Annotated in this window: 23 protein-coding genes and 1 other annotated feature; of the genes, 12 read left to right on the top strand and 11 right to left on the bottom strand. The window is 69.0% G+C overall.

Annotated features, from left to right (window positions below):
- Positions 1 to 130 precede the first annotated feature (130 nt).
- A complete protein-coding gene (locus OCL97_RS08875) occupies positions 131 to 1,594 on the bottom strand; it encodes a flavin-containing monooxygenase (RefSeq protein WP_377369453.1) in 1,464 nt (487 codons plus the stop codon).
- Between the two features lie 57 nt (positions 1,595 to 1,651).
- The gene (locus OCL97_RS08870; protein ID WP_377369451.1) at positions 1,652 to 2,443 is read right to left on the bottom strand and encodes an enoyl-CoA hydratase; all 792 of its coding nucleotides are present in this window, start codon (positions 2,441 to 2,443) and stop codon (positions 1,652 to 1,654) included.
- 149 nt (positions 2,444 to 2,592) lie between these two features.
- Between OCL97_RS08870 and OCL97_RS08865 the strand changes: the two genes are divergently transcribed.
- From OCL97_RS08865 to OCL97_RS08840, 6 genes are all read left to right on the top strand, one after another.
- On the top strand, positions 2,593 to 3,189 hold the full coding sequence (locus OCL97_RS08865) for a TetR/AcrR family transcriptional regulator (RefSeq protein WP_377369449.1): 597 nt from the start codon (positions 2,593 to 2,595) through the stop codon (positions 3,187 to 3,189).
- 269 nt (positions 3,190 to 3,458) lie between these two features.
- Positions 3,459 to 4,436, top strand: coding sequence for an ABC transporter ATP-binding protein (locus OCL97_RS08860; RefSeq protein WP_377369447.1), 978 nt, complete (start codon positions 3,459 to 3,461; stop codon positions 4,434 to 4,436).
- Positions 4,426 to 5,223 (top strand): ABC-2 family transporter protein, encoded by a 798-nt coding sequence (locus OCL97_RS08855; RefSeq protein ID WP_377369445.1) that lies wholly within the window; start codon positions 4,426 to 4,428, stop codon positions 5,221 to 5,223. Before OCL97_RS08860 ends, OCL97_RS08855 begins: the two co-directional genes overlap by 11 nt.
- A complete protein-coding gene (locus OCL97_RS08850; RefSeq protein ID WP_377369443.1) occupies positions 5,220 to 5,999 on the top strand; it encodes an ABC-2 family transporter protein in 780 nt (259 codons plus the stop codon). Before OCL97_RS08855 ends, OCL97_RS08850 begins: the two co-directional genes overlap by 4 nt.
- A gap of 41 nt (positions 6,000 to 6,040) precedes the next feature.
- On the top strand, positions 6,041 to 7,072 hold the full coding sequence (locus tag OCL97_RS08845; RefSeq protein WP_377369441.1) for an NAD(P)/FAD-dependent oxidoreductase: 1,032 nt from the start codon (positions 6,041 to 6,043) through the stop codon (positions 7,070 to 7,072).
- Between the two features lie 10 nt (positions 7,073 to 7,082).
- Entirely contained in the window at positions 7,083 to 8,249 is a 1,167-nt protein-coding gene (locus OCL97_RS08840; protein ID WP_377369439.1) for an acyl-CoA dehydrogenase family protein, read from the top strand.
- Between the two features lie 46 nt (positions 8,250 to 8,295).
- On the opposite strand, the gene OCL97_RS08835 is transcribed toward OCL97_RS08840, so the two are convergent.
- Positions 8,296 to 8,469 carry an energy transducer TonB family protein gene (locus OCL97_RS08835; protein ID WP_377369437.1) on the bottom strand — a complete coding sequence of 58 codons (174 nt, stop codon included), beginning with the start codon at positions 8,467 to 8,469 and terminating at the stop codon, positions 8,296 to 8,298.
- On the opposite strand from OCL97_RS08835, the gene OCL97_RS08830 reads away from it, so the two are divergent.
- Both OCL97_RS08830 and OCL97_RS08825 read left to right on the top strand, forming a co-directional pair.
- Positions 8,462 to 8,719, top strand: a complete 258-nt coding sequence (locus tag OCL97_RS08830) for a response regulator (RefSeq protein ID WP_377369435.1) — start codon at positions 8,462 to 8,464, stop codon at positions 8,717 to 8,719. The two genes, OCL97_RS08835 and OCL97_RS08830, sit on opposite strands and share 8 nt — an antisense overlap.
- Before the next feature lie 63 nt (positions 8,720 to 8,782).
- Positions 8,783 to 9,607 carry a transglycosylase SLT domain-containing protein gene (locus tag OCL97_RS08825; RefSeq protein ID WP_377369433.1) on the top strand — a complete coding sequence of 275 codons (825 nt, stop codon included), beginning with the start codon at positions 8,783 to 8,785 and terminating at the stop codon, positions 9,605 to 9,607.
- Positions 9,608 to 9,776: 169 nt separating this feature from the next.
- On the opposite strand, the gene OCL97_RS08820 is transcribed toward OCL97_RS08825, so the two are convergent.
- The 4 genes from OCL97_RS08820 to OCL97_RS08805 all read right to left on the bottom strand — a co-directional run bounded on the left by OCL97_RS08820 (position 9,777) and on the right by OCL97_RS08805 (position 14,184).
- Complete coding sequence (locus OCL97_RS08820; protein ID WP_377369431.1) at positions 9,777 to 10,139, bottom strand: argininosuccinate lyase; 363 nt, start codon at positions 10,137 to 10,139, stop codon at positions 9,777 to 9,779.
- A 347-nt stretch (positions 10,140 to 10,486) separates the two neighbouring features.
- On the bottom strand, positions 10,487 to 10,969 hold the full coding sequence (locus OCL97_RS08815; RefSeq protein ID WP_377369429.1) for a GNAT family N-acetyltransferase: 483 nt from the start codon (positions 10,967 to 10,969) through the stop codon (positions 10,487 to 10,489).
- Between the two features lie 66 nt (positions 10,970 to 11,035).
- Positions 11,036 to 12,232: a CaiB/BaiF CoA transferase family protein gene (locus OCL97_RS08810; protein WP_377369427.1), complete on the bottom strand. Its 1,197-nt coding sequence runs from the start codon at positions 12,230 to 12,232 to the stop codon at positions 11,036 to 11,038.
- A 140-nt stretch (positions 12,233 to 12,372) separates the two neighbouring features.
- Positions 12,373 to 14,184 (bottom strand): hybrid sensor histidine kinase/response regulator, encoded by a 1,812-nt coding sequence (locus tag OCL97_RS08805; RefSeq protein WP_377369425.1) that lies wholly within the window; start codon positions 14,182 to 14,184, stop codon positions 12,373 to 12,375.
- A 180-nt stretch (positions 14,185 to 14,364) separates the two neighbouring features.
- Between OCL97_RS08805 and spbR the strand changes: the two genes are divergently transcribed.
- Complete coding sequence (spbR, locus tag OCL97_RS08800; RefSeq protein ID WP_304783010.1) at positions 14,365 to 15,513, top strand: pole-localized protein SpbR; 1,149 nt, start codon at positions 14,365 to 14,367, stop codon at positions 15,511 to 15,513.
- 42 nt (positions 15,514 to 15,555) lie between these two features.
- The gene (locus OCL97_RS08795; protein WP_377369423.1) at positions 15,556 to 16,341 is read left to right on the top strand and encodes an NUDIX hydrolase; all 786 of its coding nucleotides are present in this window, start codon (positions 15,556 to 15,558) and stop codon (positions 16,339 to 16,341) included.
- 118 nt (positions 16,342 to 16,459) lie between these two features.
- Here OCL97_RS08795 and OCL97_RS08790 read toward each other — a convergent pair whose 3' ends face one another.
- The 3 genes from OCL97_RS08790 to OCL97_RS08780 form a co-directional block, all read right to left on the bottom strand.
- Complete coding sequence (locus OCL97_RS08790; protein ID WP_304783005.1) at positions 16,460 to 16,942, bottom strand: Hpt domain-containing protein; 483 nt, start codon at positions 16,940 to 16,942, stop codon at positions 16,460 to 16,462.
- Between the two features lie 110 nt (positions 16,943 to 17,052).
- Positions 17,053 to 17,838, bottom strand: coding sequence for an NAD kinase (locus tag OCL97_RS08785; protein WP_377369421.1), 786 nt, complete (start codon positions 17,836 to 17,838; stop codon positions 17,053 to 17,055).
- 31 nt (positions 17,839 to 17,869) lie between these two features.
- Entirely contained in the window at positions 17,870 to 18,997 is a 1,128-nt protein-coding gene (locus OCL97_RS08780; protein ID WP_377369419.1) for a DUF2336 domain-containing protein, read from the bottom strand.
- Between the two features lie 124 nt (positions 18,998 to 19,121).
- Between OCL97_RS08780 and glpK the strand changes: the two genes are divergently transcribed.
- Positions 19,122 to 20,621, top strand: a complete 1,500-nt coding sequence (gene glpK, locus OCL97_RS08775; RefSeq protein ID WP_377369417.1) for a glycerol kinase GlpK — start codon at positions 19,122 to 19,124, stop codon at positions 20,619 to 20,621.
- Positions 20,622 to 20,697: 76 nt separating this feature from the next.
- Positions 20,698 to 20,750 (top strand) — a sequence feature (sul1 is cis-regulatory element that is thought to sense ions involved in sulfur or methionine metabolism; They are found in Alphaproteobacteria).
- 69 nt (positions 20,751 to 20,819) lie between these two features.
- Entirely contained in the window at positions 20,820 to 22,298 is a 1,479-nt protein-coding gene (locus OCL97_RS08770; protein WP_377369415.1) for a SulP family inorganic anion transporter, read from the top strand.
- Positions 22,299 to 22,301: 3 nt separating this feature from the next.
- On the opposite strand, the gene OCL97_RS08765 is transcribed toward OCL97_RS08770, so the two are convergent.
- Positions 22,302 to 23,078: a dienelactone hydrolase family protein gene (locus tag OCL97_RS08765; protein ID WP_377369413.1), complete on the bottom strand. Its 777-nt coding sequence runs from the start codon at positions 23,076 to 23,078 to the stop codon at positions 22,302 to 22,304.
- Between the last annotated feature and the right edge of the window lie 3 nt (positions 23,079 to 23,081).

Below are 23,081 nucleotides of genomic sequence, written 5' to 3'. Positions count from 1 at the left end.
AGCCGGGACCCAGGGGCCGCGATCAATCCCCCTGGGTCCCGGGTCTCCCCTACGGGTCGCCCGGGATGACGGCAGTTTTTCTCCTGAGAGCGGAGCGCGAGCCGACCGCGCAAGGGGAGAAGGGAAGGTATTACGCCACCTCCACCGCCCGCATCACATCATAGGCCTCGAGGTCGAACCGCTCGACAGCCTGGGCGTAGGCGCGCGCGGTGTGGGGCCAGTTGTTTAGGATGCGGCCGTCGGCGGTCTTGTACCAGCTGGTGCAGCTGCCCGCCCAGGGCGTGACGGCCAGGGCCTTCTGAAGCTCGGCGTTGTAGGCGTCGGCGACCTCCTGCTTCACCGAGAGCGGCCCGGCCTGGGCGATGGCGTCCAGCGCCTGCAGCACATAGTCGGCCTGGGCCTCGATCATGAAGATGATGGAGTTGTGCCCGAGGTTGGTGTTCGGCCCGTACAGCATGAAAAGATTGGGGAAACCGGTGACCGACAGGCCCAGATAAGCCTCCGGCCCATCGATCCAGGCGTCGCTCAGGCGCAGGCCGCCCACGCCGGTGATCCCGGTGTCGCCGACGAAGGAGCGGGTCTCGAAGCCGGTGGCGTAGATCACCACGTCGACCTCGTGTTCGATCCCCTGGGCGTCCACCACGCCGCGCGGGGTCATGCGCGCGATGGCCTCGGTCACCAGCTCGACATTGGGCCGGGTCAGGGCCGGGTAGAAGTCGTTGGAGATCAGCACCCGCTTGCAGCCGATCTCATAGTCGGGGGTCAGCTTGGCGCGCAGCTCCGGGTCGGCGACCTGAGCGTGCAGGTGGGCCAGGGGGATGGGGACCTCCTCCACCGGCGCGGTCCCGGCGCGCTTGGCCTCAAGCCGGGCCTCGGCCATCTCGAAGATGTCGCCGCGCACCTTGGCCATCACCTCGGGCCGGGCGCGGAAACGAGCCTTCTCCTCGGCGGTGTAGGGCCGGTTCATGCGTGGCACGATCCAGTTGGGGGACCGCTGGAAGAGGGTGAGGGATTCCGCGACCTTGGCGACCTCGGGGACGAACTGCACGGCGCTGGCGCCGTTGCCGATCACCGCGACGCGCTTGCCGGCGAGGTCGACGGAGCCGTCCCACTGGGCGGAGTGGAAGGCGGCGCCGGCGAAGTCGTCACGGCCGGCGATGGGCGGAAGCTTGGGCCGGTTCAACTGGCCCCAGGCGGTGACGAAGGTTTCGGCGGTGACGGAGCTCCCGTCGGCCAGACCGATGCGCCAGAACCCTGCGTCGTCGTCCCACGCCGCCGAAGTCACCTCAGCATTGAACCTCAGGCGTTTGGAAAGCTTGCGCTTTTCGACGACGCTCTCGATGTACGCAAGGATGTCGGGCTGGGCGGAGAAGATTTCGGGCCAGTCGGGATTGGGCTCGAAGGAATAGGAATAGAGGTGGCTGGGGATGTCGCAGCCGCTGCCGGGATAGATGTTTTCCCGCCATGTGCCGCCAACCCGGTCGGCCTTCTCCAGGATCACGAAGGCGGTCTCGCCCCGGGCCTGCAGTTTCAGGCCCATGCAGAGGCCAGCAAAGCCCGCGCCGAGGATGGCGACCTTGAAGTCCGCGCCCATGGTGTTTTCGTTCCCGACCTGTCGTTGGGGAAAGGCTAGCGATCGCGCCCTAGGTGATCAACGGTTAGTTCGGCGCGCCGCGCGGTTGGCCTGGAACTCGGCCATGGACCTGGCGGGCGCGTCGGTGGTCCAGGCCGCCTCGAAGGCGTCGATCCCGGCGGCGATGGCGTCCTTCATCGGCAGGTCTTCCCAACGGCGGATCAGCGCCTTCTGCAGGCGCACGGCGGCGGGTTCGGCGGCCAGCAGGCTCGTGAGCCAGGCCTCCACCTGGGCGTCCAGGCCCTCGGTTGGGACGACGGCTTCCACCAGACCCCAGGTCTCCGCCTCGGCGGCGCTGAAGGTCTCGCCCAGCAAGAGCATCTGGCGCGTCCGGCCCCAGCCCACCAGGGAGGGGAGGAGGGCGGCCTCCACCACAGACGGTATGCCCAGTTTCACCTCCGGCATGCCGAACACCGCGCTGTCGGCGGCGACCCGCAGATCGCAGGCCGCGGCCACCTCCATTCCCGCGCCCAGGGCATAGCCGTTGATCCGCCCGATCACCGGGACCGGCAGGTCGCGCAGCACCTCGCAGCAGCGGTGGACGCGGGTGATGAAGGCCCGCGCGGAGCCCGCGTCCAGCCCCGCCATCTCGTCGATGTCCGCCCCGCCGATGAAGGCGCGATCGCCCGCCCCGGTCAGCACCACGGCGCGGAGGTGCTCATCCTTGGCCAAGGCGCCGATCCGGACCGCGAATTCCTTCATCAGGGCGCTGTTCAGGGTGTTCAGCTTGCCCGCATTGTCGAGGGTGACATGGGCCACGCAGGCGCCGCCGACCCGCGCCTCGATCTCGATCCGCACTTCGCCCGACATGGCCGTCTTCCTCCTAGAGCCGCTGCGTCAACCTGCGACGCGTATCGCGCCTCGACAACCGGCGGAAAGGCGGTGAACAATGATCACCTAGCTATGGGAGTCTGCATGCGCCGCCGTTCTGCCGACCTGCGCGACGGAAGGGGCCGCTGATGCCCTGGCCGTCCGTGGGCGCGACCCGGCGCCGGGGCTATCACGTCGGCAACCTGCGGGCTCAACTGCTGGACGAGGCTCGCGCCCTGCTGGAAAGCGGCGGCATCGGCAAGCTGAACCTCCGGGCCCTGGCCGCCCGGGCCGGCATCGCGCCGGGCTCGGTCTATCACCATTACACCTCCAAACAGGCCCTGCTGGCCGGGCTCGCCGCCGAGGGCTTCGGCGAGTTCGAGACCGCCCTGCGCGCCGCCGCCACGGCCGCCGCCGACGCCCCGATCCGCGCCACGGCCCTGGCCTATTTCGGTTTCGCCCGGCGGCAACCGGCGCTCTACAGCCTGATGTTCGATCCCGCCGCCCTGGCCGATCCCGAGGTGGCCGCGGCCCGCGACCGCGCCTTCGCCATCATCGAGGCCGCCATCGCCGATTCGCCCAACCAGCAGGAGCGGGACCCCGACCTGATCCACAAGGTGGCCCTGGCGGTCTGGGCCTGCGGCCATGGCGCGGCCTCGATGATGCTGGCCGACCCCGCCGACACCGAGGGCGGGTTGATGGAGGACGTGATCCAGGGGCTTGAAGTCCTGTTCCGCCCCCGCTGACCGCCGACATGGATGCCGTCTTGCCGACCTGGGGCATGACCGTGCGCGAATGCCACACACAGCGCATCTTCGTTGCGCTCCAGTTGTGAATCCCAGAATCACCGTCTAGACATGACGCCGTTCCGCGAACCTGTTCGCGGGTTTCCAAGCTGAGACGATGACCAATCTGTTTGGCCAGATGCCGTGCGGCAATGAGCTCTACCGGGCTCCGACGCCGCATGCCTCCAACTCGCCAGACCCATCGACCCCCTCAGAAATCGAAGCCCGCCATGTCCGCCGTCATCACCGTCAAGTCGCTCTCCAAGGCCTACCGCTACGCTAAGCGGCGCGGCGGATTCTTCGAGGCCTTCTCTCCCGAACATGTGACCGTCGAGGCCGTCGCTGGCGTCGACTTCGAGATCGGGGTGGGTGAGCGCGTCGCCATCATCGGCCCCAACGGCGCCGGCAAGTCCACGACCCTGAAGATGCTCTCCGGCATACTGGAACCCTCCTCGGGCGAGGCCAGCGTGCTGGGCCTGACGCCCTGGAGGGAGCGCAAGGCGCTGGCCTACAAGATCGGCGTGGTGTTTGGCCAACGCTCCCAGCTGTGGGGCGAACTGCCGGCCCGGGAGAGCTTCACTCTGCTGCGTCACATCTACGACCAGGAAGCCGCGCCCTTCGCCAAACGGCTGGGCGAACTGACCGAACGCTTCGCCCTTACCGACCTGCTGGACCAGCCGGTGCACCGCATGTCGCTGGGCCAACGGATGAGGTGCGAGATCACCGCCAGCCTGCTGCATGGGCCGGGCCTGCTGTTCCTGGACGAGCCCACCATCGGGCTGGACGTCACGGCCAAGGCGGCGATCCGCGACTTCATCCGCGAACATGCCCGCGACCACGGCCAGACTGTGCTGCTCACCAGCCACGACACCCGGGATATCGAGCTGGTCTGCGACCGGGTCATCGTCGTCAACCAGGGGCGGATCGTGGTGGACCAGCCCACCGACCAACTGCGCCGTCGTTTCCTGGGCCGCAAGATCATCACCTTCCAGTCAGCGGGGCAGGGGGTGTCCCTGAACCTGCCCGGCGTGACGCGGCGGCCTTCCGAGGCCCACGCCACCATCCTGGAGGTGGATACGAAGCTCGCCCGCGTGGAGCAGGTGATCGCCGCGGCCATGGCCGACGGCGGCATCGAGGACGTCACGATCGAGGATCCCCCCATGGAGGAGGTGATCGCCGACATCTACGCCTCGACCCATGCGACGTGACCTGACCGCCGCCGCCGTCGCCCTGCGGGTCGGGGCGGGCCAGGCCATGGCCGGCTGGACCGTGCTGGCCGGGCGCTGCCTGTTCTACGTTCTGATCATGACCGTGCTCTCGGCCCTGTGGGACAAGGTCGCGGCCGAGCCCGCGCGCGGCGCCATCGCCCTGCCGGCTGGCGGCCTGGTGCTCTACGTGCTGGCCACCGAGTGGATCACGCTCTCCCTGCCCGCCGTACACATGCGGTTCGAGGACGACATCCGCTCGGGGGGGCTGGAGCCCCATCTGCTGCGGCCCAAGTTCTACCTGCTGCAGAGCCTGGCCCAGAGCCTGGGCGGGACCCTGGTGCGACTTGCGGCCCTGGGGGTGACGGCGGTGGTCTGGCTGGCGGTGACTGGCCGGCAGGGGCCGCCCGCCGCCACCTATCCCTATCTCTTCGTCCTGGGCGTCCTGGCCGTGACCGTGGGCATGCTGCTCTATGCGGTGGCCGGACTGTGCGCCTTCTGGACCCGCCGCATCCTGCCCGTGCAGCTGGTGATCCAGAAGCTGATGTTCCTGCTGGGCGGGCTGTTCGCTCCCATCACCCTCTATCCCGACTGGCTGCGGAAGCTGGCCGAGGCGACCCCCTTCGCCGCCCACCTCTATTGGGCCGGCGTCCAGGCGCTGGCGCCCTCCGGCGCGATGTTCCTGACGGCGGCGGCCTGGCAGATACTGTGGATCGTGCTGCTGTCCCTGCTGTGCCTGGCGCTGTGGCGCGCGGGCCTGGCCAAGGTGCTGCGGGAGGGCGGGGTATGATCGCCGCCCTGCGCCTCTACGCCGCCCAGTCGAGCGCGGCGATCCGCACCTCCTTTTCCGACCGGGGCAACTTCGCGATCCAGGTGGGCGGGATGATCGTCAACGACATCTTCTTCCTGACCCTGTGGGTGCTGTTCTTCGCGGGCTTCCGCTCAATCGGCGGCTGGACCCTGTCGGACATGGCCCTGCTGTTTGGGCTGACCATGTCGGTGGTGGGGATTTCCGGGGTGTTCTTCGGCGGCTATCGCGACATGGCCGCGACCCTGCTGCGGGGCGAACTTGACGCCCTGCTGACCCAACCCAAGGGGCTGATCCCGCGCCTGCTGGCCCGCGAGAGCATCGCCACCGCCTGGGGCGACCTGGCCGGCGCGGTCTTCGTGCTGGGGGTGTTCGCCAAGCTGGAATGGACCGATCTGCCCGCCCTGCTGCTGGCCATCGCGGCGGGGACCACCGTCTATATCAGCGCCAGCATCAGCTTCGCCAGCCAGGCCTTCTGGGCGGCGGGCGCGCGCACCTTCGCCCGCGACCTGACCGACTTCATGCTGCTATTCTCCAGCTATCCCGGCTCGATCTATCAGGGGGCGGTCAAGACCATCGCCTTCACCATCCTGCCCGCCGGTTTCGTGGTGCTGGCGCCGATGGGCATGGTGCGAAACCCGGGCGTGCAGACCCTGGCCCTGGTGCTGTTCGGGGCGGTGGTCTACGGCGCCATCGCGGTGGGCCTGTTCCACCTGGGCGTCGCCCGCTATCGGCGCGGCGCCTCGCCCTCGATGTGAGATTTGCTTGATTTCGGCGCCGAAGCCCGCTGCTTAGGCCCATGAGCCGCAAGCCAAGGATCACGGTCGCGGGCGCGGGCGCGCTCGGTCTGACGACGGCGCTCGCCCTGGCCGACGCCGGGGCGGAGGTGGCGGTCTATGATCCATCGCCAGACGGCGGCGGCGCTTCGGCGGTGGCCGCTGGGATGCTGGCGCCGGTGTTCGAGGCGGTGCTGGACGTCGAGACCCGCGCCCACTTCGACCTGATGCTGGCGGCGCGCGACCTGTGGCCGGCCCTGGAGACCCGGATCGGGATCACCGTGGACCGCGCGGGCGCGATGGCGGTGGGCGACGCCGCCTTCCTGCACGCCACCGACGCGGGCGTCCGCAAGCTGGGCCTGCATCCCACCGAACTGTCGCGCAACGCCATGATCGGCCTGGCGCCGGGCCTCGCCCCCGGTTGGGGCCACGCCCTGCTGACCCGCGAGGACTGGCGCATCGACGCCGCCGCGGCCCTGGTGGCCCTGCGCCGCGCCGCTCAGGCCGCGGGCGTCACCTTCCACACCCGCGCCGCCGACGGCTTCGAGGGCGCCGAGCGGCTGGTGATCGCCACCGGCACGGGGCGCGACCTAGGCGTGATCGCGCCATCCCTGGCGCGGCTTTCCCCGATCAAGGGCCACATCCTTCGCACCGACGGCCCCGTCTACGAGGGCATCGTGGTGCGCGGCGAGGGCGCATATATCACCGCGGCGCCCGGTGGCCTGACCCTGGGCGCCACGATGCAGGCCGGGGCGGGCGATCTGGCCGTCGAGGCCGATCAGGTCGCCGGGTTGCTGGAGGCCGGCGCGCGGCTGTTCCCCTCTGTGAGAGACGCCAAGATCATCGCCCAGACCGGCGTCCGCGCCGCGACACCGGACGGTCTGCCCATGGTCGGGCGCGGCCGCCACCACGGCGTGCTGCTGGCCGTCGGGGCGCGGCGCAACGGCTGGCTGCTGGCGCCCCTGGTGGCGAAGATCATCACGGCTTGCGTGACGGAGGGGGACCTTGGTCCCTATGCCGCCCGGCTCGATCCGAGGCGGTTCGACAACATCTAGGGCGGAAACGATGAGCTTCTGGCTGAGCGACGAACAGCAGGCGATCTTCGAAAGCGTCGCCCGGGTCTGCGCCGACTTCGACGCGGAGTACTGGCGGCGGACCGACGACACCGGCGACTTCCCCGAGGCCTTCGTGGCCGCCATGGCCGCCGGCGGTTGGCTGGGAACGGCCATGCCGACGGAGTTGGGCGGGGCGGGGCTGGGTCTGACGGAGGCCGCCATCATGATGCAGGCCGTGGCCCAGTCTGGGGCGGGCTTCTCCGGCGCCAGCGCCATGCACCTGAACATCTTCGGCCCCATGCCCATCGCCAAGTTCGGCTCCGAGGCCCTCAAGCGCAGCGCCATTCCGCGGCTGATCTCCGGCGAAGACAAGATCTGCATCGGCATCACCGAGCCGGACTCCGGTCTCGACACCACCAGCCTGACCACACGGGCGGTGCGCACCGACGACGGCTATGTGATCTCGGGCCGGAAGGTGTGGACGACCATGGCCCAGCGGGCCAACAAGATGCTGATCATCGCGCGGACCACGCCCAAGGATCAGGTGCGCAAGGCCACCGAGGGCCTGAGCCTGTTCTACACCGACTTCGACCGCTCGAAGATCTCAGCCACGGTGATCCCGAAGATGGGCCGCAAGGCCGTGGAGTCCAACAGCGTCTTCATCGACAACCTGGAGGTCCCGGCCGGCGATCTGATCGGCGAGGAAGGCCGGGGCTTCTACTACCTGTTGGAGGGGTTGAATCCCGAGCGGGTGCTGTTCGGCGCCGAGGCCGTGGGCCTGGGCCGCGCGGCCCTGGCCAAGGCGACGGCCTACGCCAAGGAGCGGATCGTGTTCGGCCGACCCATCGGTCAGAACCAGGGCGTCGCCCATCCCCTGGCCCGCTCCTGGGCGGAGCTGGAGGCCGCCAACCTGATGGCCTTCAAGGCCGCGGCCCTCTATGACGCCGGCCGCGACTGCGGGGCGGAGGCCAACGCCGCCAAGTACCTGGGCGGCGAGGCGGGCTTCAACGCCTGCGAGGCCGCGGTCCTGGCCCACGGCGGCATGGGCTACGCCAAGGAATACGACGTGGAGCGCTACTTCCGCGAGGTGATGATCGCCCGCATCGCCCCCATCAGCCGCGAGATGGTGCTGAACTACATCGCCGAACGCGTGCTGGGCCTGCCCAAGAGCTACTGAGCTTCACGTCATCCCGGACGCCTATCGGCGTCCGGGATGACGTTGGTCAATTCGCCAGAGTGAACCTGATCGGGATGCGCACAATGGCGCCGTCCACCGGTTGGCCATCGCGGGTCTGGGGGCTCTTCCTGAAATAGGCCGCGAGCTTGAGGGCGGCCTGTCCGAAGCTGGCGTTGTCGGGGCTCTCGGCCACCACCTGGTCGGCGATCCTCATGGACATCCACATGCCCGGGATGGACGGCCTGAAGGCCACCCAGGCGATTCGCCAGCGGGAGCGGACCGGCGGGCGTTCCCGCATCCCGATCATCGCCGTGACCGCCAGTGTGCTCAGCCACGAGACTGACGCCTATTTCGCCGCCGGCATGGACGACTTCATCGCCAAGCCCATCGAACTGCCCCGCCTGCTGGCCAGTCTCGAGGAGTGCCTCAACCGCACCGAAGAGAGCGCCGCCCGGAGGGCCGCAGGCTGAGTGCGCTCCTCCGCCGCAGCATGGTTAGCGCCACGTTAACCATGTCGGTGCAAACCAGGGTCCATGGCGATCCAGGGTCTCAGGGGCGCGGTCGAAGCCGCCATCCAACGTGCGTCCAACGCGACAGGCGTGGACTTCACGTTCCTGATGAAAACCGCCAATCGCGAGAGTGGCTATAACCCCCGCGCCAAGGCGTCATCCTCGTCGGCCGCCGGCCTGTTCCAGTTCGTCGAGCAGACCTGGCTGTCTACCCTCAAGCAGCACGGCTCGAAATACGGCTACGCCCGCTACGCCGACCTGATCACCAAGGGCGCCAATGGCCGCTATTCGGTGAACGGGGCCGAGGCGCGCAAGGCGGTGATGGACCTGCGGCTGGACGCCCACGCCTCGTCGCTGATGGCCGGAGAGCTTGCCTCCGACCACGCCTCCTATCTGAAGGGCCGCACGGGCCGCACACCCACAGCCGGGGAGCTCTACGCCGCCCACTTCCTGGGGCCGCAGGGTTCGGCCCGGCTGATCGAGGCGGCCAACACCCGTCCCGGCGCCTCCGCCGCCAGCCTGTTTCCCGACGCCGCCCAGGCCAACCGCTCGATCTTCTACCGCGACGGCCGCCCCGCCACCGTGGCCGAGGTCTACGCCAATCTCACCCGCACCGGGGGCATGGGCCAGACGACCAGCCCAGCCGCGGCGCCCGCCGAGGATGGCTTCATCCAGTACGCCTCAGCCCGCCGGACCGAACGGATGAAGGAGCAGGACGCCCTGGTGGACCTGATCCTGCGCGGCTCCCAGAGCCCCGACCGCGACGGCTCCAGCTCGCGCCTGACCGGCTCGATCTTCTCCAGCGAAATGCTGCGGGTGCTGTCGGACGCCCGCGACGGCAAGAGCTAGGTTTCCGACGCTTGGCGCCCGCCTGACGATCCCCGCAGGCCCGCCGAGGACTCCACTGGCCTCGCCAGGAAGCGGACCTTCGGAAGGTCGCAGAAGGGTGGGAAGCGGACGTCACCGACGCTGCCCGGGTGGCCAGGTGAAAGCATCCGGACCGCCCGACGATCTCCCGTTACTCGGTGACGGCCGACGTCGCTCCCGTACTACGATTGTAGCGAACAGTGACCGCTGAGATTGTGCACAGGTCGAGGTTTGACCAGATAGCCTCTTCCTTGTCGTCGTAGACCACCTTTATGTCGAAGCGGCAGACGTTCTCCGCAGCGTCGAAAGTGATGTCGACGTTGGCGCCGGTCTTCAGGACGTCGTCGCCCATGACGTCCTCCTCCCAATCATTGCTTTTGCTGGCGGCGACGTAGACCTGTTCGATCGTGTAGCCGGTCTGGTTCTTCAACGTGAAATCTTGATCCGCGGCCACGGCAGGGAAAGCGGCGAGCGTGAGCATCACTCCCGCGGCAGCGAGCAACTTCCTCATCATGTGATCTTCCCCCATAGGTCGGCCGAGGAACGCGGCAGACCGGGCGGTCTGTGCAACGCCGCCTCAGGGTTTGCAAGCAAGCTTCACCATTCTGGCTCGCAATGCCCTCTGGGGACCTAAAACAAGCTTTGCTAGCTGTGCGCGGTGACGCCGAGCCATCCCGCGTCACGATTTTTTGGTGTTAGCCGCCGATCCCGCTAGCACGGACGGAGCCCCTTCCTATCAGCGGAAGTGTTGGGCGTCCGCTATGGGTCGCAATCGGCCTCGGGCTGGGCCGCCGCAAGCAGACGTTCCCCGAGAGCGCCGGAACCGACCTAGTCGATGTCAGCCAAGGGGAGGGAAGGGAATCAATCGAACCGCTTCACAAGTAGAAGGGTCGTGAGCCCGCTGGCCCATTCCTCGTCGGGATATCGGCCCTCTTCCCGGTAACCGCGGGCGGCGTAGAACGCCTGACTGCGAACATTGAAGGTATCGGTTTCGAGGCGGACCGATGAAAACCCTGCGTGAGCGATCTCAGCTTCAGCATGGTCCATCAGCCGTCGCCCGACGCCCTGCCGGGCATGCGCCGAGCGCACGTGAAGCGCGTTGATGAAGTCGCCATCCCAATCGACGAAGCCGGCGATTTCGCTGCCCACCTGCACGACCCAGAAGAGGAGCCCTCGCGAGCCGACGTAGGCAGCCGGTCGGTTCTCTTGGACGTAGGCCAGCGCAGCGCTTTCCGAGATATTTGGTCGCCACGTCGAGTCGAACGTGTCGAAGAGGACGCGCTGCAAGGCCGGTGCGTCCGCCGCAGTCGCCAGCCTCAATATTGAACTGCCGTAGTCGCCCATCCGACAACCATAGAAGCGCCGCGAACGGTCGCAATGGGTCGTCAGCGCTCGCGACCAGAGCCGCCGCTACCCCGCCGCGCCGCTCGCCATCATCGCGTCGATCTCGGCTTCGGAATAGCCGATCTCCCCCAGCACCACACGGGTGTGTTCGCCGAGGCCGGGCGCCGCCGGTCGCTGGGTTGTCGCCACCCCCGGGAACTGGGCCGGCGAATTGGGCGAGCGATAGGTTCCGCCGTGGCCATCCTCCACGGCGATCAGGGCGCCGGCCGCCTCCACCTGGGGATCGGCGGCCACTTCGGCTGGCGTCTGGACCGGCGCCCAGACCAGGTCGGCCTCGTCCAGGCGGCGGGCGATCTCGGTGAAGTCGAAGGCCCCGAAGGCGGCCTCGAACTCAGCCACCAGCTCGCGGTTGTTGGCCTTGCGCGCCTTGCCGCCCTTGAAGCGCTCATCCTCCAGCAGTTCGGGCCGGCCGCAGGCCTGGGCGAGAGCCGGCCAGTCGGAGCCGCCGCCGCGCGGGTTCAGCACGAACCACCGCTCGTCGCGGCTCTTGTAGAAGTTGGCCAGGGGATCGAAGGGGTCGGTGCGGGGACGGTTGGAGGCCAGCTTGCCGAACACCAGCTGCACCGCCAGGTCCGAACCCACCACATAGGTCCCGGTGGCCAGCAGCGAGGTGGCCACCAGCCGACCCTCGCCGGTCTTCTCGCGCTCATAGAGCGCCGCCAGGATCGCCGAGGTGGTGGCCAGGGAGGTGGTGTGATCTCCCACCCCGGTGCGCAGGATGAAGGGGTCGGAGCCCTTGGGCGCATGCATGCGGGCGACGCCGGCCCGGGACCAGAAGGCGGTGACGTCGAAGCCGGGCAGGTGCGCGTCGGGGCCCTCCAGGCCATATCCGGTGACGACGGCGTAGATCAGCCGGGGGTTGGCTGCGCGCAGGGTCTGTTCGTCCAGGCTGTACTTCTTCAGGGAGGCGGGGCGCACATTGGTCAGGAAGACGTCGGCCTCGGCGGCGAGGCGGGCCAGGGCGTCGCGGCCCTGCGGCTTGGCGATGTCCAGCACCACGGCCCGCTTGCCGCGGTTGTCCATGCCGAAGGTGGGATTGCCGGTGAGCTCGCTCTTGGCGTCGGCGAAGACGTGCCGCATCGGGTCGCCCTGCGGCCGCTCGACCTTGATCACCTCGGCGCCCCAGTCGGCCAGGATGCCCGCCGCCCCGGGGGCGGCGATGTAGGAGGCGAATTCGACGACCTTCAGACCCTTGAGCAGCACGCGCGTTCCCCACCTGTTTTGGGGATCATACTGGGCGCCGAGCGCAATCCAACGAAGTGGTGGCCGGTTCGTCGGAAAATTGCGCGACCAAGCAAGAGTCGAACTGATCCGATTTCATCGGATAGTTCGCGGCCCCTGCCTCACGCCGTGAGGCGCGTGGGGATCTCTCTGCGGGTCACGGCGACCGCGTCGGCGACGGCGCGGGCCACGGCCGCCACGCTGACCGGCTTGCGCAGGACCGCGTCGGCGCCGGCGTCGGTGCATTCCCTGGCTTCCTCGGCGTCACCGCCGATCACCGCCACGATGGGAACCTGAGCGCCGGAGCCTTCCAGGCCACGCACGGCGGTGATGGTGGCGGGACCATCCATGTTGGGCATGCGGCCATCGATCATCAACAGGTCGAATTCGCAGATCCTGGCCAGGTCAAAGGCGCGCCGCCCATCGACGGCGTGGACCACCTGGTGGCCCAGCTGCTCGACCACCGCGCGCAGCATGGCGGCGTTGAGCGCGTCGTCCTCGGCGATCAGCACCTTCAGGGTGTGGCGCTCGCTGGGATCGGGGGTGATGACCTCCACGGCCTCGATCCCCCGTTCGGCCACCGCCTGCGCGTCATAGGGCAGTTCCAGGCGGAAGCAGGACCCCACGCCGACGGCGCTATGGGCGGTGAGGTCGCCCCCCATCAGGCGGGCGAGCTGGCGGGCCAGGGAGAGGCCGAGGCCCGCCCCGGAGGTCCCGGCGCTGGTGCGCTCGACGCGGGCGAAGGGCTCGAAGGCGCGCTCCAGCTCGTCGGAGGTGAGACCCGGGCCGGTGTCGGCGATCTCGACCGCCAGGCGGCCGCCCGGGGTAATTTCGAGGCGGGCCTCGACCCGGCCCCGGACGGAGAATTTCACGGCGTTGCCGATCAGGTTGGCGATGATCTGGCGGGCCCGGTGCGCGTCGGCCAGGGCCGCGCCGGCGTGGACGCCCTCCAGCTCCGGCGGGACATGCAGGGTCAGCTCCAGCCCCTTCACGGAAGCGTTGGGGCGGTTCAGCAGCACCAGGTCGCGCAGCAGGGCCACGGGATCGAAGGGTCGCGAGTCCACCGACAGGCGGCCGGCCTCGGCGGTCTCGGAATCCAGGGTGGTGTTGAGCACGGCGATCAGGTCGTTGGCGGCGTCCAGGGCGGCGGTCAGCTGCTCGCGGGAGGGCGCGCCACGACCATTGCGACCGGCGGCGGCGGCCAGGACGTGGGCGACCCCGGTCAGGCCGTTGCGGATCTCATGGCTCAGCGTGGCCACCAGGTCGGACTTGGACTGGGCTAGGCGCCTGGCCTCTTCCACCTTGCCCGCCCGGTCGGCGATCAGGATCTCGCGCTCGGCGGCCAGGGAGAACTGGCGGCGCAGGATGCGATTGAGGATCAGGGCCAGCGCCATGGCCAGCGCGATGGCGCCCCAGGCGTTGCTGGCCAGGTCCTTGTCCTCGGGGCGGGAAAACAGCGCGATCAGCGGGCCGGCGGCGGCGGCGGGTCCCACGATCAGCAGGCTGGGCAACCACGGGGAGGCGAAGAAGATGATCACCACCGAGGCCGCCAGCGCGGTCATCAGCAGCGGCTCGCGGGCGGGACCCGCGCCATCGGAGAAGGCGGCGATCTGCGCCACGGCCAGGGCCCAGATCAGGGCCGACAGGATCTGGACACGTCCCCGCTGCACGGTGTTGGCGGCGTTGTCGGGGTTCTTCAACCAGTTGACGACGCCGTAGAACGCGCCCCAGGCGCCGGCGAAGATGGCGAAGGTGCCGGTCATCCAGACGGCGTTCACCGCATGGCTGCCGGCCCAGACATAGGCCGGGAGGCTGACGGCGAACACCGCCAGGGCGTAGGGCAGGAGAGCCGTCTGGGCCTCCAACGCCTGCTGTGTCGCCGATTGGCCGCCCCGAATAGGCTCGGCCGTCCGATCATCTTGGGTCGTGGCCATGGGGCGCCTCTGGGGGAGATATCGCCACGCAAGGTAGTGGTTCAGGGTTGGCGCGAAGTTACCGGCCAGGGTTAATCCACAGCTTCCCGACCTCACGGCCAAGCAACCGATCATTAAGCCTAACCAGTCACTATAACGGAGACGGACTCCGGTGATTCCGGGGCGGGGACAGGTGCAGGTATGGCGACCACGCGGGCGGCGCTGACGGATGAAGACATTCGCACCCTGGTGAAGGGCGCGACCCCGGACGAACGGGCCGTGGCGGCCCACAAGCTGTGCCGGAATATCGACCGCTACGAGCTGTCGGACGAGGAACGTGTCCAGGCCCAGGAGATCCTGCGGGTCATGGCCGCAGACGCCGGCGAGCTGGTCCGCCGGGCGCTCGCCGTCACCCTGAAGAATTCCACCATCGTGCCGCGCGACGTCGCCCTGCGGCTGGCCAAGGACGTCGAGAGCATTTCCCTGCCGATGCTGTCCTCGTCGCCGGTGTTCACCGACGAGGACCTGGCCGAGATCGTGCGCCTGGGCGGCCCGGTGCGCCAGGTGGTGATCGCAAAGCGCCCCCGCGTCTCCCAGACCGTCACCAACGCCATCGTGGAATACGGCGTCGAGCGCGCGGTGGAGGCCGCCTGCGCCAACGACAACGCCGACTTCGCCGACCGGGCGCTCGCCAAGGTCATCGAGCGCTTCGAGAAGTCCGAGCGGGTCCTGGCCGCCGTCGCCTATCGCGCGGCCCTGCCGTTGGCGGTCACCGAAAAGCTGATCGACCTGGTGAGCGAGGAGGTCCGGGATCACCTGCTGAACCATCACGCCCTGTCACCGGACCTGGCGCTCGAGATCGCCATGGGGGCCAAGGAACGAGCCACCATCGACCTGGTGGACCAGGCCGGCCGCGCGCCGGACGTGAAGAGCTTCGTGGCCCACCTGCACAAGCATGAGCGGCTGAACGCCTCCCTGCTGCTGCGGTCCCTGGCCCACGGCCACATGACCTTCTTCGAGTGGAGTCTGGCCGAGTTGGCCAGCGTGCCGCACCACCGCACCTGGCTGATGATCCACGACGCGGGCCCGCTGGGCCTGCGCGCCATCTATGAGCGGGCAGGGCTGCCGGCCCGCCTGTTCCCCGCCTTCCGCGCCGGGGTGGACACCTTCCATTCCATGGAGTTCGACGGCGGCGCCCGGGACCGCGAGCGGTTCCAGGAACGCATGCTGCAGCGGTTCCTCACCCAGCCCGCCAACGCCGCCCGCGAGGACGTCGAATATCTGCTGGAGAAGATGGACCGCATCACTCACGAGGCCCGCAAGACGGTGCGGCTGTCCGAGAGCGCCTAACAGCAGACTTGCTTGCTGCGCCTGTGGCGCCCAAGCTGGGGCATGACCGATATCGCCCCCGACGCGGACATCAAGCCCGCCGCCACCATCCTGCTCCTGCGCGACGACCCGACCTTCGAGGTGCTGATGGTCAAGCGCCATCATCAGATCGACTTCGCCTCAGGCGCCCTGGTGTTTCCGGGCGGCAAGTCGCACGCCGGCGACCATGATCCCGCCTGGGCCGGCCACACCCTGGGCTACGCCGACTTTGACGCCGAGCAGCGGGGCCTGCGGATCGCCGCCATCCGCGAGGTGTTCGAGGAGGCGGGCATCCTGCTGGCCTCCCACACCGACGGCTCGCCCATGGGCGATCAGATCGCGCCGATGAACGTGCGCCAGGCGGTGGATCGCGGCGAAATGGCCTTCCTGGACGTGGTGAAGGACCTGGACGCCAAGCTGGACCTGCACGCGCTCACCATCTTCGCCCGCTGGATCACCCCGCCCCTGACCCCCAAGCGTTTCGACACCTGGTTCTATGCGGCCCTGGCGCCAGCCGACCAGCTCGCCGCCTGCGACGGCCGCGAGACGGTGGACGCCGAATGGATCGAGCCGGCCGAGGTGCTTCGCCTGGCCGACGCCGGCGCGCGCAAGGTCATCTTCCCCACGCGCATGAACGTGCAGCTGCTGGCTGAGGCGACCAGCGCCGCCGACTGCGTGGCGCGCGCGCAGGGGCGCACCCTGGTCACCGTCCTGCCGAAGATCGAGGACCGCCCCGAGGGCCGCGTCCTGACCCTGCCGGCCGACGCCGGCTACGGTATCGTCGCCGAACCGCTGGCCAATGTGATGTGAGCGAGGAGTCCTACGTCCGGGATGACGGGATTGTCGTTGCGGCGAGGGGAGTGCGACCCCTCATCCGACCGGTCGCTGACCGGCCACCTTCTCCGCAAGGGGAGAAGGACTCCGGGTCTTAGAGCCCGGTTTCGCGGACCTTGGATTCCAGCGCTTCGATCAGCGCCTTACCCACAGGATGTTCGTCGGTCTTGATGTCGTCGCGGACGGCGGCCTTGATGGCGTCGATGTGGGCGTCGATCAGGGCGATCGGCGCCTGCATGCGCTTGTCCTTGTCGTCGATCAGCCGGCACAGGGAGGCGCCGATGCGGGTGATCAGCGGAAATTCGTAGGTGGTGCCCAGGCCCTTCAGGTCGTGGGCGCGCAGGTAGAGGAATTCCATGGTCTCAGGGTTCATGCCCTCGCTCTTCACGCGCTGGCGTGCGGCTTCTAGCTTGATGACCTCGTCGTTCAGCCACTGCGAGAAGTTGCCCGAGAGGCTCTTCAGCGCGGCTTCGGCCTTGGCGATGGCGGCCGGATCGATCGCGCCGAACCGGCCCCCGACCTTCAGGCGAAGCGTGTTGGGGACCTGGATCACCTGACCGGAATTCTCTTGGCTCACGACTCGGCTCCTGAACTTAGTCCACAGAAACCTAGATCGCAGGCGTTAACAACGAATGAGGCGGGGGTGCGGCGAGATGGCCGCGCGGCGCGCGATCGCGCCCCGACATCCTAAACCGCGAATTGCTCGGCCAGCATGCGTTCTTCCAGGCTGCGCCCGGCGTCGAACAGCATGTACATGCTGATCTCCCGGTCCTCGGCGACGTGGACCTCCAGGACGTCGCGGACCTCCAGGTTGTCGGCCACGGCGCTGACCGGCCGCTTGTCGGCCTCCAGGATCTCGAAGCTGACCTTGGCGGTGTGGGCCAGCAGGGCCCCGCGCCAACGCCGGGGGCGGAAGGCGCTGATCGGCGTCAGGGCCAGCACCTTGGCGTCGAGGGGGATGATCGGTCCGTGGGCCGAGAGGTTGTAGGCCGTCGAGCCGGCCGGGGTCGCCACCATGGCCCCGTCGCAGGACAGCTCGTTCAGCCGCACCTTGCCGTCGATGGAGATGCGCAGCTTGGCGGTCTGCCGGGTCTGGCGCAGCAGGGAAACCTCGTTGATCGCCAGCGCCCTGTGTTCCTTCCCGTAGGAGTCGATCGCAGTCATGGTCAGCGGGTGGATCACCGCCTTCTCCGCGACGTTGATCCGCTCCAGCAGGCCGTCCTCGCTGTACTCGTTCATCAGGAAGCCGACCGAGCCGCGGTTCATTCCGTAGATCGGCTTGTGACCGCCGCTCATCTGGTCGTGCAGGGTTTCCAGCATGAAACCGTCGCCGCCCAGGGCCACGACGACCTGGGCCTCGGCCATCGGGGCCTCGCCGTAGCGGGCGATCAGGGCCCCGCGCGCTTCTTGGGCCTCGGGGCGGTCGCTGGCCAGAAAGGCCAGGCGGGTCACGAAGGGCTGCGCCTTGAACATGCGGCGAGGTGCGCGAGAAACGCGGGTCTTGTCAAACCTTGCCGGCCGCCTGGCGGAACGCGGCGTTGGCGATGTCCGGCGCGAACGGGCCAAAGGCGCCCCCGGCCCGGCGTTCGCCCTCCTGGCCGCCGCCGGGCCTGCCGCCGTTCAGCTCGCGGACGAGGCCCAGGATGGTCGGGAAGACGCTGCGGTCGATGCCGACGGCGGCGCAGGCCAGGGCCAGCAGTTCGGGCCGGTCCGAATCGACCGAGCGGCGCACGTGCTCGGGATCGAAGCGGCCGAGGGTCGCCAGGCCGCCGACGAACAGGGACAGCTTTTGCTCGCGCAGGGCGCGTAGCAGGTAGCCGGGACGCAGCTGGCCGGCGATGTCGAGCTTGGCCAGCAGCCGTCGCTCCATCTCCTCCTTCTCGCCTTCGCGCTCCCAGACCTCCTGCTGTTCGGGATGCTCTGAGACGATGCCGCCATGGGCCTCGCGCACCGATTCGGCGATGGCGGCGTCCATCGCCTCCGGGTCGAGGCGGAAGCGGGCGGTAAGCGCCTGGCGCAGGGCCTGGCCCACCCAGATGTAGAGCTCGCGCGCTAGGTCGTCGGTCAGCCCTGGATGGTGGGCGCAGGGAGAGCGCAGGGACACGATCCGCCGCGAGGCCTGGACCAGGGCGGTGAGTTCGCTGTTGCCGATCTGGGCGGTGAGATTGCCGGCCAGGGCGGTCAGCACCGCCGGTTCGTTCTGATGCAGGATGGCGGAGACCACGGGTGGGCCGAGATTGGGCCGGCGGGCCACCTCGATCTGGTGCTCGATCGTGGCTTCGGTGAGCAGGCGCACCAGGTCGGGATCCTGCAGGACCGGACTGGAGCTGATGATCGGCCGGGCGATCTCGATGTCGTCGAGGGCGAGCACATTGATCAGGGCGGCGGGCGCCCAGGGGGCGGTGGCCAGCTTCTCAGCCAGGCGCTTGCGGATGTCGCGCTCGGCCTCCACCACCAGGCTCATGAAGATCGAGGAGAGCAGGGCCTGGACCGGCCCCGAACTCATCACCGCCTCGGCGCCCTCGCCCGCGTCGCAGAGGTCGACGATGGCCAGCAGCAGGCGCTCGCGGTCCTGGACGGCGCGGCTCCTGGCCAGACCCAGTATCTCTTCCGTCTTGGCGGCGACGCTCAAACCCGTTTCCTTGCTGGGAATCGTTGCGGTCTGATTCTGCTCAGACCCGTATGAAAACATGGTTACAAGCTGCCAACCACAATTGTGGCGCAGTGGCGCAGCTTGTTGAGCACCAGGGGGCGAAATGGCCGAACCTTTGATCCTGGCCCTGGACCAGGGGACCACCTCCACCCGGGCCATTCTCTTCGACGCGCAGGGCCACGCCCTGGCGCAGGCCGGGCGGCCGCTGGAGCAGTTCTATCCCGCGGACGGCTGGGTGGAGCACGATGCGAACGAGATCTTCGCCACCAGCGTCGCGGTGATCAAGGAAGCGATCGAGAAGTCCGGGCGGCCCATCGGGGACGTCACCGCCATCGGGGTCACCAACCAGCGCGAGACGGTGGTGATCTGGGACAAGGCCACCGGCGAGCCGATCCACCGCGCCATCGTCTGGCAGGACCGCCGGACCGCCGCCACCTGCGAGCGCTTGCGCCGCGCCGGCCATGAGGCCCGCGTCACCGAGATCACCGGCCTGCTGCTGGACCCCTATTTCTCCGGCACCAAGATCGCCTGGCTGCTGGGGGATATCCCCGGCGCCCGGGCCAGGGCCCAGGCCGGCGAGCTGCTGGTGGGCACCATGGACAGCTGGGTCATTTGGAAGCTGACTGGGGGGAGGGTGCACGCAACCGACGCCACCAACGCCTCGCGCACCCTGCTGTTCGACATCAGGAAGCAGCGCTGGTCGGAAGAGATGCTGGACCTGCTGGACGTGCCGGCGGCCCTGCTCCCCGACGTGCGCGACTGCGCCGCCGACTACGGCCAGACCGACGCCGCCCTGCTGGGCCGCGCCATCCCGATCCGCGGCGTGGCGGGCGATCAGCAGGCCGCCCTGATGGGGCAGGGGTGTATCCGGCCCGGCGAGATGAAGGCCACCTACGGCACCGGCTGCTTCATGCTGGTCAACACCGGCGAGACCGCGCCGCTGTCGCGCGCCAAGCTGCTGACCACCGTCGCCGCCCGGCTGAACGGCAAGACGACCTACGCGCTGGAGGGCTCGATCTTCATCGCTGGCGCGGCCCTGCAATGGATCAATGAAGGGCTGGATGTCCCCGGCGGCGGTTCGGCCATCGAGGCCCTGGCCCAGACCGCCAAGGACGACCACGGCGTGGTCATGGTGCCGGCCTTCACCGGCCTGGGCGCCCCCTGGTGGGACGCCGAGGCACGCGGAGCCCTGTTTGGCCTGACCCGCGACACGACGCTCGCCGAGATCTCCCAGGCCGCCTTCGACGCCTGCGCCCTGCAGACGCGGGACCTGGTGGAGGCCATGCGCGCCGATGCGCCCAGCGCCTTCGGCGCGGCCGTGGAGATCCGTATCGACGGCGGCATGTCGCGCTCCTCCTGGTTCAGCCAGCGCCTGGCCGACCTCACCGGCGTGCCGGTGGGCCGAGCCACCTATCAGGAGACAACGGCGCTCGGCGCGGCTCTGTTCGCCGGCCTGGGGGCAGGGGTCTACGCCACTGTCGAGGACGCCGCCGCCGCCCGCCCCGCCACCGAACGCCACGACCCCAAGCTGGACGGCCACGGCCGCGAGGCCGCCTACGCCCGCTGGCTGGACGCGGTGGCGCGGGTGCGGACGGAAGGGTAGGCGCCGACCTGGCAGGAGCTTGCTGGCCTGAACCAACTTGCCTTTCGCCCGGCGCCGGGGCAAGACGCGGGCATTCATTGGATCCGGCTCGCCGGGTGGCTCGGCCGGGCGCCTATCCCCCGGAAACTCAAGCGACACAGACAGACCTGACCCGCCCCACAGCAGGCGCGGGGTTGCTTGGCCTCGATAAGGCTTTCCATGACATCTCTCGCCACCCTTCGGCGCGACTGGCTTTCCAACCCGCGCAGCGACCTGCTCGCCGGGACGGTCGTCGCCCTGGCGCTGATCCCTGAGGCGATCGCCTTCTCCATCATCGCCGGGGTCGATCCGGCGGTCGGCCTCTACGCCTCCTTCATCATCGCGGTCACCATCGCCTTCGTCGGCGGCCGTCCGGCCATGATCTCGGCCGCCACCGGGGCCATGGCCCTGCTGATGGGGGGCCTGGTTCGCGACCACGGAATCGAATTTCTGTTCGCGGCCAGCCTGCTCACCGGCGTCTTCCAGGTGGTGGTGGGGCTGCTGAAGCTCGGCCGCTATGTGAAGTACGTCTCGCGCTCAGTGATGACCGGCTTCGTCAACGCCCTGGCCATCTTGATTTTCCTGGCCCAGATGCCTGAGCTGATCGGGGCCAATTGGCAGACCTGGGCCATGGTGGCCGCCGGCCTGGCGATCATCTACGGCTTCCCCCGGCTGACCAAGGCCGTGCCGTCCCCCCTGGTGGCGATCGTCGTGCTGAGCGCTCTGGCCATCGCCCTGAAGATCGACGTCAGGACGGTGGGGGACATGGGCTCCATGCCCAACACCTTGCCGGTCTTCCATCTGCCGGCCGTGCCCCTGACCTGGGAGACCCTGCGGATCATCGCACCCGTGTCGGCGACCCTGGCCTTCGTGGGCCTGCTGGAAAGCTTGCTGACCGCAAACATCATCGACGACATGACCGACACCCCCTCCGACAAGGACCGCGAAACCCGGGGGCAGGGGATCGCCAACATCCTGTCGCCCCTGTTCGGCGGCATGGCCGGCTGCGCGATGATCGGTCAGTCGATCATCAACGTGACCTCCGGCGGCCGAGGGCGGCTCTCGACGCTCTGGGCGGGTCTCTTCCTGCTGTTCCTGATCCTGGTCCTTCGCGACTGGGTGGCGATGATCCCCATGGCGGCCCTGGTGGCGGTGATGATCATGGTCTCGGTCGGCACCTTCGACTGGGGATCGATCCTGCGGCTGCGGAGCTCTCCGGCGGTGTCATCGCTGGTGATGCTGGTGACCACCGTCACCGTCGTCGTGACCCACGACCTCTCCAAGGGCGTCGTCCTGGGCGTTCTGCTCAGCGCCCTGCTGTTCGTGCGCAAGGTCTCCAAGGTGGTGGTGGTCGACGCGCTCGAAGACGGAGACGACCTGCGCCGCTACGTCGTGCACGGCCACCTGTTCTTCGCCTCGGCCGATGTGTTCGGCGCGGAGTTCGAGTTCCACGGCCATCCCAGGCGCGTCGAGATCGACATGACCGACGCGCACCTCTGGGACCTGACGGCGGTGGCCGCGGTGGACCGCGTCGTCTTCCGCTACCGCCGCCAGGGCGCCGAGGTCGCTGTCATCGGTATGAACGAGGCCAGCGCCACCCTGCTCGACCAGGTGGGCCGCCACGACAAGACCCACCTGCCGTCATCGGTGGGCCACTGACGCCTAGGCTCGACCGAGGTGGCGTTCCCAAAAGCCCAGCCAACCGTCGCGCTCGTGGGCCGGGATTTCGACGTGGCGGCCAGGGTTGATGTGCATGGTCTTCTCTGTTGAGCCGAAGGCGCTGAACAGGGCCAGGCCCTGCTCGCGGGTCATCAGCTCGTCCTCCCACTGGTAGATGAACATCAGCGGGATGCGGATGGCCTCGGCGGCGGCCTTGTGGTCCTCCAGGCCCGGAAAGACCCCGAACAGGCCGAAGATGGCCGCGGTGATCCGCGGCTCCTGCGCCACGAAGGGCACGCCGAAGCGGGTCCCCATGGAGACGCCCCAATAGCCCACCGGCTGGCCCGCGCCGACGAAGTCGAGGCCCTGGGCGGCGTCCAGGGCCGCCGTCCACTCCGCCACATGCTTGAGCGCCACCCCGGCGTCGCGGGTCGGCCGGGCGGCCGCCTGCGGGCGCTCGCCCTGCTGGGCCTTGCGGCCGGCCTCGGCGGCGGCGGCGCGCGCCTTTTCCGCCTGCTCGCGGGTGATCCGGTCGCCGTGGCCGGGCGCGTCGATGGCCAGGGTCGCATAGCCCAGCTTCTGGGCATGGCTGATGGCGGCGGCGGTCAGGTTGGCGACCTTCTTGTGCTGCGAGCCGCCGTGGCCCAGCAGGATCAGCGGGCGCGGGCCCTTCGCGCCCTCCGGCGCCCAGATGACGCCCGGCACGGCGTCGCCGTCCACGGCCAGCCGGAACTCGCGCCGCGTGACGCCGTCCTGCGTCTTCTCGCCAATGAATTCCATGGG

Source organism: Phenylobacterium ferrooxidans (genome assembly GCF_042714595.1).
GTDB classification, from domain to species: domain Bacteria; phylum Pseudomonadota; class Alphaproteobacteria; order Caulobacterales; family Caulobacteraceae; genus Phenylobacterium; species Phenylobacterium ferrooxidans.
This window is presented reverse-complemented; position numbering and strand designations above follow the sequence as displayed.

Excerpts from the sequence above, each read along its gene's own strand:
- OCL97_RS08845 (WP_377369441.1), top strand. The coding sequence starts at position 6,041 with ATGAGCCGCAAGCCAAGGATCACGGTCGCGGGCGCGGGCGCGCTCGGT.
- OCL97_RS08820 (WP_377369431.1), bottom strand. The coding sequence starts at position 10,139 with ATGATGAGGAAGTTGCTCGCTGCCGCGGGAGTGATGCTCACGCTCGCC.
- OCL97_RS08865 (WP_377369449.1), top strand. The coding sequence starts at position 2,593 with ATGCCCTGGCCGTCCGTGGGCGCGACCCGGCGCCGGGGCTATCACGTC.
- OCL97_RS08855 (WP_377369445.1), top strand. The coding sequence starts at position 4,426 with ATGCGACGTGACCTGACCGCCGCCGCCGTCGCCCTGCGGGTCGGGGCG.
- OCL97_RS08840 (WP_377369439.1), top strand. The coding sequence starts at position 7,083 with ATGAGCTTCTGGCTGAGCGACGAACAGCAGGCGATCTTCGAAAGCGTC.
- OCL97_RS08860 (WP_377369447.1), top strand. The coding sequence starts at position 3,459 with ATGTCCGCCGTCATCACCGTCAAGTCGCTCTCCAAGGCCTACCGCTAC.
- OCL97_RS08870 (WP_377369451.1), bottom strand. The coding sequence starts at position 2,443 with ATGTCGGGCGAAGTGCGGATCGAGATCGAGGCGCGGGTCGGCGGCGCC.
- OCL97_RS08805 (WP_377369425.1), bottom strand. The coding sequence starts at position 14,184 with ATGGCCACGACCCAAGATGATCGGACGGCCGAGCCTATTCGGGGCGGC.
- OCL97_RS08835 (WP_377369437.1), bottom strand. The coding sequence starts at position 8,469 with ATGTCCATGAGGATCGCCGACCAGGTGGTGGCCGAGAGCCCCGACAAC.
- OCL97_RS08815 (WP_377369429.1), bottom strand. The coding sequence starts at position 10,969 with ATGGGCGACTACGGCAGTTCAATATTGAGGCTGGCGACTGCGGCGGAC.
- glpK (WP_377369417.1), top strand. The coding sequence starts at position 19,122 with ATGGCCGAACCTTTGATCCTGGCCCTGGACCAGGGGACCACCTCCACC.
- OCL97_RS08770 (WP_377369415.1), top strand. The coding sequence starts at position 20,820 with ATGACATCTCTCGCCACCCTTCGGCGCGACTGGCTTTCCAACCCGCGC.
- OCL97_RS08830 (WP_377369435.1), top strand. The coding sequence starts at position 8,462 with ATGGACATCCACATGCCCGGGATGGACGGCCTGAAGGCCACCCAGGCG.
- OCL97_RS08875 (WP_377369453.1), bottom strand. The coding sequence starts at position 1,594 with ATGGGCGCGGACTTCAAGGTCGCCATCCTCGGCGCGGGCTTTGCTGGC.
- spbR (WP_304783010.1), top strand. The coding sequence starts at position 14,365 with ATGGCGACCACGCGGGCGGCGCTGACGGATGAAGACATTCGCACCCTG.
- OCL97_RS08795 (WP_377369423.1), top strand. The coding sequence starts at position 15,556 with ATGACCGATATCGCCCCCGACGCGGACATCAAGCCCGCCGCCACCATC.
- OCL97_RS08765 (WP_377369413.1), bottom strand. The coding sequence starts at position 23,078 with ATGGAATTCATTGGCGAGAAGACGCAGGACGGCGTCACGCGGCGCGAG.
- OCL97_RS08785 (WP_377369421.1), bottom strand. The coding sequence starts at position 17,838 with ATGTTCAAGGCGCAGCCCTTCGTGACCCGCCTGGCCTTTCTGGCCAGC.
- OCL97_RS08825 (WP_377369433.1), top strand. The coding sequence starts at position 8,783 with ATGGCGATCCAGGGTCTCAGGGGCGCGGTCGAAGCCGCCATCCAACGT.
- OCL97_RS08850 (WP_377369443.1), top strand. The coding sequence starts at position 5,220 with ATGATCGCCGCCCTGCGCCTCTACGCCGCCCAGTCGAGCGCGGCGATC.